At 68.4% G+C, this 12097-nt stretch carries 12 protein-coding genes; 6 read left to right on the top strand and 6 right to left on the bottom strand.

The window, feature by feature from the left end; genetic code table 11:
* Window positions 1-278 (bottom strand): transposase (locus J5F18_RS14785; RefSeq protein ID WP_346299331.1); only part of this gene is annotated, 278 nt, incomplete at its 3' end.
* 392 nt (window positions 279-670) lie between these two features.
* Here J5F18_RS14785 and J5F18_RS14790 point away from each other — a divergent pair.
* Window positions 671-1651 carry a TAXI family TRAP transporter solute-binding subunit gene (locus tag J5F18_RS14790; RefSeq protein ID WP_346299332.1) on the top strand — a complete coding sequence of 327 codons (981 nt, stop codon included), beginning with the start codon at window positions 671-673 and terminating at the stop codon, window positions 1649-1651.
* 105 nt (window positions 1652-1756) lie between these two features.
* Here the strand turns inward: J5F18_RS14790 and fadA are convergent, their stop codons facing one another.
* On the bottom strand, window positions 1757-2935 hold the full coding sequence (gene fadA / locus J5F18_RS14795) for an acetyl-CoA C-acyltransferase FadA (RefSeq protein ID WP_346299333.1): 1179 nt from the start codon (window positions 2933-2935) through the stop codon (window positions 1757-1759).
* Window positions 2936-2965: 30 nt separating this feature from the next.
* The gene (gene fadB / locus J5F18_RS14800; RefSeq protein ID WP_346299334.1) at window positions 2966-5158 is read right to left on the bottom strand and encodes a fatty acid oxidation complex subunit alpha FadB; all 2193 of its coding nucleotides are present in this window, start codon (window positions 5156-5158) and stop codon (window positions 2966-2968) included.
* A 168-nt stretch (window positions 5159-5326) separates the two neighbouring features.
* Between fadB and J5F18_RS14805 the strand changes: the two genes are divergently transcribed.
* Entirely contained in the window at window positions 5327-6559 is a 1233-nt protein-coding gene (locus tag J5F18_RS14805; RefSeq protein ID WP_346299335.1) for a DUF5924 family protein, read from the top strand.
* A gap of 73 nt (window positions 6560-6632) precedes the next feature.
* Window positions 6633-7088 carry a transcriptional regulator SlyA gene (slyA, locus tag J5F18_RS14810; RefSeq protein WP_346299336.1) on the top strand — a complete coding sequence of 152 codons (456 nt, stop codon included), beginning with the start codon at window positions 6633-6635 and terminating at the stop codon, window positions 7086-7088.
* On the opposite strand, the gene J5F18_RS14815 is transcribed toward slyA, so the two are convergent.
* Window positions 7085-7615 carry a preprotein translocase subunit YajC gene (locus J5F18_RS14815; RefSeq protein ID WP_346299337.1) on the bottom strand — a complete coding sequence of 177 codons (531 nt, stop codon included), beginning with the start codon at window positions 7613-7615 and terminating at the stop codon, window positions 7085-7087. The two genes, slyA and J5F18_RS14815, sit on opposite strands and share 4 nt — an antisense overlap.
* Before the next feature lie 120 nt (window positions 7616-7735).
* Here J5F18_RS14815 and J5F18_RS14820 point away from each other — a divergent pair, with 120 nt between their 5' ends.
* Window positions 7736-8194 (top strand): universal stress protein, encoded by a 459-nt coding sequence (locus J5F18_RS14820; RefSeq protein ID WP_346299338.1) that lies wholly within the window; start codon window positions 7736-7738, stop codon window positions 8192-8194.
* A gap of 50 nt (window positions 8195-8244) precedes the next feature.
* Here the strand turns inward: J5F18_RS14820 and J5F18_RS14825 are convergent, their stop codons facing one another.
* The gene (locus J5F18_RS14825; protein WP_346299339.1) at window positions 8245-10170 is read right to left on the bottom strand and encodes an ATP-binding cassette domain-containing protein; all 1926 of its coding nucleotides are present in this window, start codon (window positions 10168-10170) and stop codon (window positions 8245-8247) included.
* A gap of 104 nt (window positions 10171-10274) precedes the next feature.
* On the opposite strand from J5F18_RS14825, the gene J5F18_RS14830 reads away from it, so the two are divergent.
* Window positions 10275-11177, top strand: a complete 903-nt coding sequence (locus J5F18_RS14830) for a TatD family hydrolase (protein ID WP_346299340.1) — start codon at window positions 10275-10277, stop codon at window positions 11175-11177.
* Window positions 11178-11212: 35 nt separating this feature from the next.
* Complete coding sequence (locus tag J5F18_RS14835) at window positions 11213-11695, top strand: hypothetical protein (RefSeq protein WP_346302247.1); 483 nt, start codon at window positions 11213-11215, stop codon at window positions 11693-11695.
* On the opposite strand, the gene J5F18_RS14840 is transcribed toward J5F18_RS14835, so the two are convergent.
* The coding region (locus tag J5F18_RS14840; RefSeq protein WP_346299341.1) for a transketolase C-terminal domain-containing protein at window positions 11683-12097 on the bottom strand (415 nt) is incomplete at its 5' end. The genes J5F18_RS14835 and J5F18_RS14840 overlap by 13 nt on opposite strands.

Below are 12097 nucleotides of genomic sequence, written 5' to 3' on the forward strand. Positions count from 1 at the left end.
AAGAAGCGCTGGAAAGCATGATCGAGGTTGAGGCACGCTTGCTGGAGGGCGATGGAGTCGGCATCTTTCAGCCACCCGTACTTGCGCGATTTCTTGGCTACCGGCAACAGTTTTTTGATGACGTGCTTGGCGCTCAGCGACTGCCCGTGACGCTTGTAGCGATGCGACATGATGCGAAGGCCGGTGTTATAGACGAAGCGCACCGAGCCGAACTGGCGGGCCAGAAGCTCTGCCTGCTCGGTTGTGGGGTAGAGGCGAACTTTCGTGGCCTTCAGCATGGAAAGTCATCAGAACATGGATGTATGTACAGTGTATTCCACCGGGCCCAATGCCGCAAACCCAGCAGTGCTATCGCACTGCCCGCTTGTATCCCCGCCCGAGTGGGCGAGGGTTTACGCGGATTATTGCTAACCATATGCGATTAAAATGCGTTGATGGCGCCTGCCGCCGTCTCGACGCCTGCTATACCTTAAACACCGTCGTGCAGATGACGCACAGTAGTCGGTGTTGCCGATGCCGTATCAGCCGGTCGAGCGCCCGCAAGGCACGCAGAACAACCCACCAATTCCCGCCCGTCGACCAGATAGACGTGAAGCCAGCCCCTTTGGCTTTCGCCTGCTCCTCTGGGTTCGAGCCCCCTCTGGCCGACTCACTCCACGCGAGGTGAGTCATGAAAACTCCCGCTGGACTGCTGGCCATCGGCCTGGTCAGCCTGTTTCTCTGGAATCCCCCTTCGGCCCAGGCCGATGAGACCCTGATCATCGGCACCGCCAGCCCGGCCGGCGTCTACCATCTCGCGGGGCGCGCCCTGTGCCGAACCATCGACCTGCCCTGTCGGGCACAGCCCAGTGACGGCTCGGTCGCCAACCTGCGCGCCCTGCGCAGTGGCGAGCTGGGCATCGCACTGGCCCAGTCGGACATCCACTATTATGCCGCCAACGGCCGCGAAGGCTTCCAGGAAGTCGGCCCGGACCCGGACCTGCGCTCGGTGTTCTCGCTGCACAGCGAACCCTTCACCCTGGTGGCAAGACGTGAAGCGGGCATCCGCCATCTCGATGATCTGGCCGGGCGTTCGGTCAACATCGGCAACCCAGGCTCCGGCCAGCGCGGCACCATGCTGCGCCTGATGGATGCCCGGGGCTGGACCCCGAGCAGCTTCCGCCTGGTCAACGAGCTGCCGGCCGACCAGCAGGCCATGGAGCTGTGTCACGGCAATATCGACGCCATGGTCTACACGGTCGGTCATCCCAACGACTCGGTGGCCCAGGCGATTCGGCTATGCAACGCCGTCCTGGTCGACGTGGAGGGGCCTGCCATCGATCTGCTGGTCGCGGCCTTCCCCTTCTTCAGCCGCGCCTGGATCGCCGGCGGCCTCTACGCCCCCGACCAGCCGGCCGTGCGAACCTTTGGCGTGCGGGCCACCCTCGTCGCCTCGGCCGACACCGACCCGGAGATCATCTATCGGCTGGTTGCCGGCGTCTTCGAGAACTTCCAGCGCTTCAAGGCCTACCACCCGGCCTTCGGTACCCTGACCGCCGAATCGATGATCGAGGAAGGGCTCAGCGCCCCGCTTCACGAAGGCGCCCTGCGCTACTACCGGGAACAGGGCTGGGTCGCTGACGAGACCGTGACCGCCGAACTGGCCCGTTGACCCTGCCGGGCGCAACCGCCAGCGGCACCCCGAGGGGTGCCGCTGGCATTGCTGCGTAGCCGTGTGCATGGCCGTAGGAGCCGGCCCGCGGCCGGCACCCCAGGCCTACTTGAGGCGCTCGAACACCGTGGCCACGCCCTGCCCCATGCCGATGCACATGGTGGCCAGGCCGAGCGTGGTGTCGCGCTGCTGCATCACGTTGAGCAGGGTGGTACAGATCCGCGCGCCCGAGCAGCCCAGCGGGTGACCCAGGGCGATGGCCCCGCCGTTGAGGTTGACCTTGTCATCCATTGCGTCGAGCAGGCCAAGGTCCTTGAGCACCGGCAACCCTTGGGCGGCGAAGGCCTCGTTGAGCTCTACGGTCTGGATGTCGTCGGCGGTGAGGCCCGCGATCTTGAGCGCCTTCTTCGAGGCCGGCACCGGGCCATAGCCCATGATGGAGGCGTCGCATCCCGCCACGCCGGTGGCGAGCACCCGGGCGATGGGCGTAAGCCCCAGGGCCTGGGCACGTTCATGGCTCATCACCGCCATGCCGGAGGCGCCCACCGAGAGCGCCGAGGAGGTGCCGGCGGTGACGGTGCCGCTCCTGGGATCGAAGACCGGCTTGAGCTCGGCCATCTTCTCCAGGCTGGCGTCGTCGCGGATCACCTCGTCATGCTGGACCAGTTGACGGAAGCCGTTGGCGTCGTGCCCCTCCACGCCGATGATCTCATTGTCGAAGTAGCCCTTCTCCATGGCGGCCTGGGCGCGCTGGTGGGAGCGCACGCCGAACTTGTCCTGCTCCTCCCGGGAGATGCCGTGCATCTTGCCCAGGAGCTCCGCGGTCAGGCCCATCATCATCGCCGCCTTGGCGGCATACTTGCTGGCCGCCGGGTTGACGTCGACGCCATGGGTCATCGGCACGTGCTCCATATGCTCCACGCCGCCGATGACATAGAAATCACCCATGCCCGCCTTGATGTTGGCCGCGGCGATATGCAGCGCGGTCATGGAGGAGCCGCACAGGCGGTTGACGGTCTGGGCCGGCACGCTGCGCGGGATACCGGTCATGATCGCCGCGTTTCGGGCGATATTCATGGACTGCTCGAGGGTCTGGTTGACGCATCCCCAGATCACATCATCGACTTCGCTGGGGTCGAGGCCGGCGTTGCGGTCGAGCAGGGCCTCCATCACCGCCGCGGAGAGGTTCTCGGCACGCACGTGGCGGAAGGCGCCGTTCTTGGCCTTGGCCATGGCGGTCCGCACGCCGTCGACCACCACGATGTCTCTCGGATTCAAACTCATCTCTTGCTTCTCCTGTTCGTCGCGGTGGTATCAGCTGTGGGCCGGGGCGGCGTAGAAAGTCTCGCCGGCGGCCGCCATCTCGCGCAGCTTCTTGGTGGGGGCATAGAGCGCACCCAGCTCTTCGGCCAGGCCGTCGGCCAGCTTGACGAAGGCCTCCACGCCCATGGCGTCGATATAGCGCAGCGCACCGCCGCGGAAGGGCGGGAAGCCGATGCCGTAGATCAGCGCCATGTCCGCCTCGGCGGGGGTGCCGACGATCCCGTCCTCCAGGCAGCGCACGGTCTCCAGGCAGAGCGGCACCATCATGCGGGCGATGATGTCATCGTCGCTGAACTCGCGGCTCTCCTTCGCCACGCCCTTGACCAGTTCGATGGCGGCCTCGTCGGTGACCTTCTTCGGCTTGCCCTTCTTGTCTTCTTCGTAGGCGTAGAAGCCCCTGTCATTCTTCTGGCCCAGGCGGTGGTTCTCGAACATCACCTGGATGGCGCTCTTGTCCTCGCCGTCCCTGTTGGCACCGCCGCCCAGGCTGCCCATGCGCTCCGGGAAGCCCTCGGCCATCACCTCGCCGGCGTGCACCGCGGTGTCCAGGCCCACCACGTCGAGCAGATAGGCGGGGCCCATGGGCCAGCCGAACCGCTCCATGATCTTGTCGACCCGCTGGAAGTCGGCGCCCTGCGCCATCAGCAGGCTGAAGCCGCCGAAATAGGGGAAGAGCACGCGGTTGACCAAAAAGCCCGGGCAGTCGTTGACCACGATGGGGGTCTTGCCCATGGCCCGGGCGTAGGCCACGGTGGCCGCCACGGCGGCATCCCCGGTCTTCTCCCCGCGGATCACCTCCACCAGCGGCATGCGGTGCACCGGGTTGAAGAAGTGCATGCCGCAGAAGTTCTCGGGGCGCTTGAGGTTCTGCGCCAGGCGGGTGATGGAGATGGTGGAGGTGTTGGAGGTGAGGATGGTCGCCTCGCTCACCAGGCCTTCCACCTCGCCGAGGACCGCCCCCTTGACCCCGGGATTCTCGACCACGGCCTCGACCACCAGATCGACGTGGCCGAAGTCGCCGTAGGAGAGGGTCGGGCGAATGTTGGCGAGCTTCTCGGCCATCTGCTCGGTAGAGAGCTTGCCGCGCTCCACCTGCTTGGTGAAGAGCTTGCGGGCCTCCTTGAGGCCAAGCTGGATCGCCTCGTCCTTGATGTCCTTCATCAGGATCGGGGTGCCCTTGGAGGCGCTCTGGTAGGCGATGCCGCCGCCCATGATGCCGGCACCCAGCACCGCGGCCTGCTTCATCGGCTGCGCCTGCTTCTCGTACTGGCCGCCCTTCTTCTTGACCACCTGGTCGTTGAGGAAGAGCCCCACCAGGTTGAAGGCCACATCGGTCATCGCCAGCTTGGCGAAGGCCTTGGCCTCGATGGCCTGGGCCCGGGCGCGCCCCTCGCCGGCGCTCTTCTGGATCACCTTGATGGCCTCGACAGGCGCCGGATAGTGCGGGCCCGCCTTGCCGGCCACATAGCCCTTGGCGGTCTCGAAGGCCATCATCTGCTCGATGGGGCCGAGCTTGAGGGGCTGCTGCTTCTCCTCGCGGCGGGCCCGGTAGTCCAGCTCGCCGGCGCTGGCCCGGGCCAGGATATCGCGGGCCGCTTCCTCGAGCTGCCCGCCCGCCACCACGGCATCCACGGCGCCCATCTTCAGCGCCACATCCGCCTTGTTCTGGGTGCCCCCGGCGATCCACTCGATGGCGTTGTCGGCGCCGATCAGACGCGGCAGGCGCACGCAGCCGCCCCAGCCCGGCAAGAGACCCAGCCTGGTCTCGGGCAGGCCGATCTGGGCCGTCTCGCTCATCACCCGGAAGTCGGTGGTCAGCAGCACCTCGCAGCCGCCGCCCAGCGCCAGGCCGTTGATGGCGGTCACGGTGGGAAAGGGCAGATCCTCGATGGCATTGAAGATGCCGTGGACCCGGTGAAGCATCGACTCCAGGAAGTCGGCGCCCTTGCCGAACATGCCTTGGAACTCGGTAATGTCGGCGCCAACGATAAACGCCTCCTTGGCGCTGGCGATCACCAGGCCCTCGAGGCCTCGCTCGGCCTGGAGGGCCTTGACCGCCGCTTCCAGCTCGGCAACCACGGCGCTGGAGAGCTTGTTGACCGACTCGTCCCTGAGGTCGAAGGTGAGCGTGGCGATGTCGCCGCTGCCGCGCTGCACCGTGATGGCATTGCCCTGATAGATCATCCGCGAATCTCCCGATTTCATACGGCCGTTTGAATACGCACAGCTTGGTTCACCCGCACCGCTACGTCAAGCCCCCCAGGCGTTGCCCGACCGGAAGCGGTCAACGCCCAACCGCGCCGCTGGACTGCTAGTCTTGGCGGATGTCCCCGCTCAGGGTAGCCGTCCTGAATGCCATCCTCCTCCGCTCCCCCCTCCCGTGACGGCGGGCCGCCCAACTCCCCGCGGCTGAGTGCCCTCCACGGGCGCGTCGAAGCGCTGGTCGAGCGGATGCGGCCCTGGAGCTGGCTCTGGCCCCCGATCGCCTTCGCTGCCGGGCTCGGCAGTTTCTTCCTGGTGGAGCGCCAGCAGTGGCTGGGAGCGCTGCTGGCGCTGGGCATGCTCGCGGCCTGGGTGCTGCTGCTCTCGGAGAGCCTGATCGGTCGGCTGCTGGCCCGGCGCGGCTATCCCACCCTGCCCCACGGCGTGACCCTGTTCATCGCCCAGATGATTCACCAGGAGACGCTGTTCTTCTCGCTGCCCTTCCTGCTGGCCACCACGGTGTGGAGCAGCGGCCAGGCGCTGTTCACCCTGCTGCTGATCGGCCTGGCGGTGTTCTCCATCATCGACCCGCTCTACTACCGGGTGGCGGATCGCTTCCGCTGGCTCTACTTCGCCTTCCACGCCCAGTGTGTCTTCCTGGTGGTGCTGGTCACCCTGCCGATCATGCTGCGTCTCACCACGGGACAGAGCCTCAAGCTGGCACTCGCCGCCATGCTGCTGTTCAGCCTGCCGAGCCTGCTGCACCTCACCGCCCGGCAGCGCGGGCGACGCTGGTTGATGGTGCTGACCCTGCTGCCGCTGCTCGCCGGGCTGGCCTGGGTCGGGCGGATCTGGGTCCCGCCGGCCAACCTGTGGCTGGGCAGTGCCGCCCTCTCCCCGGCCTTCGACGTGGCGGCGAGAAGCCCCAGGGGCGAGCTGCGCCTGACACCCGACGCGCTGGCCGATAGCGGGCTCTATGCCTATACGGCCATCCGCGCGCCGCGGGGGCTGAGGGAGGAGGTCTTCCATGTCTGGCGACACCAGGGCGAAGTGATCGACCGCATCAGCCTGACCATCGAGGGCGGCCGGGAGGCGGGCTACCGGGCCTGGAGCCACAAGCGGAACTTCCCTGATGACCCGGCAGGGGCCTGGCGAATCGACGTGATGACCGACAGCGGGCAGCGCATCGGCTTGGTGCGCTTCCGGGTGGCCGAGGGGGAGGAGGCCTCCCTGGCTGATGGGCGGGAGCTACTGACGGGGCTGCAGGGGCGGGGACTGCGTCGCTTGGTGCCAGGGCGGGGTGGCGACGACCCGGCGGAGAGACCGAGCGCAGGCCAGGGTGACACCCCGGCCGGGGTGAACGGCCAGGTGGAAAGCGAATGAAATGATAAGCCGGCTTGCATTCCACGCTGGGGGTTCAGAGAATCCAGCGAACGCCCATGGAATGACCAGACCCATGAACGAGAATATCGGTTTCCAGCTCAGCCGCCTGCCACGCCTGTGGCGCGCCATCATCGACGAGCGCCTGGCACCCCTCGGCCTGACCCAGACGCGCTGGGTGACGCTCTACCACCTGTGGCGACTCGGCGACGGCCAGCCCCAGTGCGACCTGGCCCGTGCCATAGGCGTCGAGGCGCCCTCCCTGGTGCGCACCCTCGACCAGCTCTCCCGCCAGGGCCTGATCGAACGGCGCCCCTGCGAGCAGGACCGCCGCACCAAGCGGGTCTTCCTGACCCCCGCGGCCACGCCACTGCTCGAACGCATCGATGCCGTGGTACGCGAGGCGCGCCGGGAAATGTTCGACGGGATAAGCGACCGGGAGCTGGCTACCCTGGCCGAGCTGCTCTCCCGCATGGAGAACAACGGCCTGGCAATCCAGGCCCGCGACGCCGAGGAGAAGGCCCGGAGCTAGGCCCGGGGCTGCCCGAGAGGCACCGAGACGCCGCCGCTGTCCGGTCGCCCGGCCAGCCCGTCGCGCAGCGCCACGAAATCCTCCAGGTAAGTGGAGAAGCGCGGAAAGTCCTGGGACTCCCACCACCAGAGCGTCAGCGCATAACGGTGAGACTCCACCACCACCGCGTCCAGGGGCAGGCGCTCCAGCAGCCCCTTGAGTCGCGTCTCCAGCGCCTCCGGCAGCGGCCGCAGCGTCTCCTGACGCCAGCGCCAGCCATGCACGAAGGGCTTGAGGACCTCGCTGGCATGGTCGTCGCGCACCAGTACGAAGTCCGGCCCGGGGCGCTCCTGGGAATAGCGCCAGCGGTAGGCCGGCATGGCCGTCTCGATGCCGTGCAGCGGCGGCGGCTCCAGCTTGACCGTGACGCCGGCCTTGATCGCCGCATTGCGCAAGGCCGAGATGCGGCGTTGGCGCGGGCTGGGCCTGAGCCACATGACCGGCGAGGCCACCAGGAGCAGGGCAAAGAGGATAAACAACCAGGTCATGGGTATCTCCGAAACGGGTTGATGCGTGACTCTTGATACACGTCGTTGTCTTGGCAGGCCAGCCGGCCTAGAGTGAAAGCAGACCTCCCCCTGATCGACATGCCGTCAAGGAGCCTACCCATGAGCAATGAATACCGCCATGTCCTGGTCGCCGTGGACCTGACCAAGGACTCCCACAAGGTGCTCGAGCGTGCAGCCCAGATCGCCGAACGCAACCAGGGGGCCAAGCTCTCCATCCTGCACACCCTGGAGCCGCTGGGCTTTGCCTACGGCGGCGATATCCCCATGGACCTGACCAGCATCCAGGACCAGCTCGACGAGCACGCCAAGCAGCGCCTGGCGGAGATCGCCGACCCGGTGGTGCCCAAAGAGAACCAGCACGTGCTGGTGGGCATGCCCGACACCGAGATCCACCGCTTCGCCGAGGAGAACGGCGTGGACCTGATCGTAGTCGGCTCCCACGGCCGCCACGGCTTCGCCCTACTGCTCGGCTCCACCTCCACCGGGGTACTGCACGGCGCCCAGTGCGACGTGCTGGCCGTGCGGGTGGGCAAGAAGGGCGAGAAGAGCGCCGAGTAACGGCTATCGGCCACTCGCGCTTCAAGAGGCGCCCGCGCTGGGCGCCTGTTTCATGCGTCGCCTGAGGCGAGGGCCTCCAGCTCCATCCAGCGCTCCATGGCGGCGTCCAGCTCGGCCTGCTTGGCCCCCATCGCCTCCAGTGTCGCGGTGACCGCCGTGCTCTCCTGCTGGTAGAAGCCGGGATCGGCGACCCGGGCCTCGAACTCGGCCACCTCCTCCTCGAGCCGCTCGATCTCGGCCGGCAGACCGTCGAGCTCGCGCTGCAGCTTGTAGGAGAGCTTGGCCGGCTTTCTGGCAGGGGCCGTGGAGGGCACCGATGTCGACGCGACCGGCTCGGCCTCTGCCACGGGCTCCACCTGCTGGCGGGCGGCGCCCTCCCAGGGGGCCGGCGGCAGCCGGCCGCCCTGGCGCACCCAGTCGCTGTAGCCGCCCACGTACTCGCGCACCCGCCCCTCGCCCTCGAAGGCCAGCACGCTGGTCACCACGTTGTCCATGAAGGCGCGGTCGTGGGAGACCAGCAGCAGGGTGCCGTCGAAGTCGAGCAGCAGCTCCTCGAGCAGCTCCAGGGTCTCCACGTCCAGGTCGTTGGTGGGCTCGTCGAGCACCAGGACATTGGCCGGCTGGGTGAACAGCTTCGCCAGCAGCAGGCGGTTGGACTCGCCGCCGGAGAGCGCCTTGACCGGCTGGCGGGCGCGCTGCGGGGAGAACAGGAAGTCCTGCAGGTAGCTCATCACGTGGCGGTCGCGGCCGCCCACCGTGACCCGGTCGCTGCCCTGGGCCACGTTGTCGTAGACGGTCTTCTCGGGCTCCAGGCCGCCACGCAGCTGGTCGAAGTAGGCCACCTGCAGCTTGGTGCCCAGGCGCACCTCGCCCTCGCTGGGCGCGAGCTCGCCGAGCAGGATCTTGAGCAGGGTGGTCTTGCCGGCACCGTTGCGCCCGATGAGGCCGATGCGATCGCCGCGCTGGATCTCCAGGGAGAGGTCGCGGATCACCGTCTCGTCGCCGAAGAGCTGGGTGACGCCCTTGAGCTCCACCACTCGCTTGCCGCTGCGCTCGCCGCTGTCCACCGAGAGGTTGGCGGTGCCCTGGCGTTCGCGACGCTGGCTGTGCTCGCGGCGCAGCTGTTCCAGCGCCCGCACCCGCCCTTCGTTGCGGGTGCGCCGGGCCTTGATGCCCTGGCGGATCCACGCCTCCTCCTGGGCGAGCTTCTTGTCGAACTCGGCGTTCTCGCGGGCCTCCACCTCCAGCTCGTGGGCCTTCTGGGCTTGATACCTGGCGTAGTCGCCGGGGTAGCGGCCGAGCCGGCCGCGGTCGAGTTCGAGGATCGCCGTGGCCAGCCTCGACAGGAAGGTGCGATCGTGGGTGATGAAGAGCACCGCCCCGCCGAAGGCGGCCAGCTGCTCCTCGAGCCAGGCGATGGTATCGAGGTCCAGGTGGTTGGTGGGCTCGTCCAGCAGCAGCAGGTCGGGCTCGGCGACCAGCGCCCGGGCCAGCGCCACGCGCCGGCGCCAGCCGCCGGAGAGGGAGGTCATCTCGGCATCCTCGGGCAGCCCCAGGCGGGTCAGCACCACATCGATTCGCTGGTGGAAGGACCAGCCGTCGATGGCCTCGAGCCGCGTCTGCAGCTCGGCCATGCGGCGCATGTCAGGCTCGGCCTCCCCCACCAGGTGGTGGTACTCGGAGAGCAGCGCCCCGGCCTCGGGCAGGCCCTGGGCCACCACGTCGAAGATGGTCTGGCCGCTGGCCTCGGGCAGCTCCTGGGCGAGCACGCCGATCTTCAGCCCCGGCGCGCGCCAGATGCTGCCGCCGTCGGGCAGGATCTCGCCGGCCACCAGGCGCAGCAGCGTCGACTTGCCGGTGCCGTTGCGCCCCACCAGGGCCAGTCGCTCGCCCTTCTCCAGCACCAGGTCGGCGCCGTCGAGCAGCACATGGGTACCGTAGGCCAGTTGCAGCTGTTCCAGACGTAGCAGGGTCACGCACACACCTCATCCAGTCGCGAAGGCGGCTAGTGTAACCCATGCAGCCCTCGTCCGCCGCGGGTACAATGCGCCCCCGGTCGCCCGACAGAGGAGTTCCCCGCGTGCCAGAGCGTCCCGCCCCCTTCGACGACGTCCTGCCCGAGGCGCTGCGCTTCGCCTCCCCCGCCCCGCTGGTGGATATCGGCGCCAACCTGACCCACGAGAGCTTCGTCCGCGACCTGCCGGCGGTACTGGGCCGTGCCCGGGCGGCCAATGTCACCACCCTGATCCTGACCGGTACCGACCGCGAGCACGCCGAACAGGCGGTGGCCATGGCCCGCCACTACGCCGACCGGGGGCTGGCCCTTTATGCCACCGCCGGCGTGCACCCCCACGACGCCAGCCACTGGGATGGCGCCCTGGAAACGGCCATGCGCGAGTTGCATCGCCAGCCGGAGGTGGTCGCCGTGGGCGAGTGCGGGCTCGACTTCAACCGCAACTTCTCCACGCCCGCCGAGCAGGAGCGCGCCTTCGAGGCCCAGCTGGGCCTGGCGGCGGAATGCGGCAAGCCGCTGTTCATCCACGAACGCGACGCCGGCGCCCGCATGGCCGAGATGCTCAGGCACTGGCGGGACGACATCGGTGACGCCGTGGTGCACTGCTTCACCGCGGACCGCGAGACCCTCTATCGCTATCGGGATCTCGACCTGCATATCGGCCTCACCGGCTGGCTGTGCGACGAACGCCGCGGGCACCACCTGCGCGAGCTGGTCGGCGAGATCCCGCTGGACCGGCTGATGGTGGAGACCGACTGCCCCTACCTGCTGCCGCGCAATTTACCTGCCAAACTCAAGGGAAGACGCCACGAGCCGGCGCTGCTGCCCTGGATCGTGCGGGAGATCGCCCACTGGCGCGGCGCAAGCGAAGAGACCCTGGCCCGGGCCACCACGGCTACCGCCCGTGCCTTCTTCCGCCTGCCGGGGGAGGCCGCCGGCCACCCGACAGCGCCCGGCGCCACGCAATGAACGACACGAGGACACCCGACATGGCCCAGAGCGGCGTGTACGCGATACCCGGTTTTATCGCCGTGGAGACCGGCGAGGACGGCGGCCTGCCGCTGGCCATCGCCTGGACGCTGCCCGATGGGCGCGTCAAGCACACCCTGATCCAGCCCGAGGACGACTGGCTGGACGCCGAGCTGGTCTCGCTGGGCGAGTACAGCCTGGAGGAGCTCAACAGCATGGGGGTCAGTCCGCTGGACGTGATCCGCGAGCTCGAGAACGACCACTTCAGCGACACCCTCTATACCGCCGGCATCGGCGACGACGAGGCCGCCCTCTCACGGCTCTTCGACACCTACGGCCTCGACCCCTTCGTGGAGCTGGCCCCGGCCGAGAGCCTCTACGACGGCATCCCCCCCGGCGAATGGGCCCGCGCCCGCGGCGAGCTGTTCGGCGAGCTGGGCCTGGAGCCCCTGCGCCCGGAGCACGAGGTGGAGGTGATGCTGCATCTGCATCAGCGCCTCAACGGCTACGAGGCGTGATCCCCCAGTAGCCTCCGGCTCTCGGCGAGGATCTGCGCCGCCGAGGGCAGGGTCAGGGTGGCCGCCGGCCCCAGCGGAATGAAGCTGTCCTCGGCGGTGAGGCGATGCAGCCTCTCGCTCGCCACGCCTCGCTCCACCAGGCCGGCCACGAGCTCCTCGCTGAGTGACCCCGAGCGACGGCACTCGTCCACGATCAGCACCTCCCGGCACGCCCCCACGGCCCGATGCACGGCGTCGTGGTCGATGCCGGTCAGCCAGCGCAGGTCGAGGATGCGCAGGCGCTGCCCCGCCGGATCGATCTCCGCGGCCGCCTGGCGCGCCAGGTAGACCCCGTTGCCGTAGGTCAGGATGGCCAGCGCCTGCCCCTCTCCCCACCGGCCGAGCTCGCCCAGCGGCAGGCGA

The organism is Halomonas sp. BM-2019 (assembly GCF_017584085.1).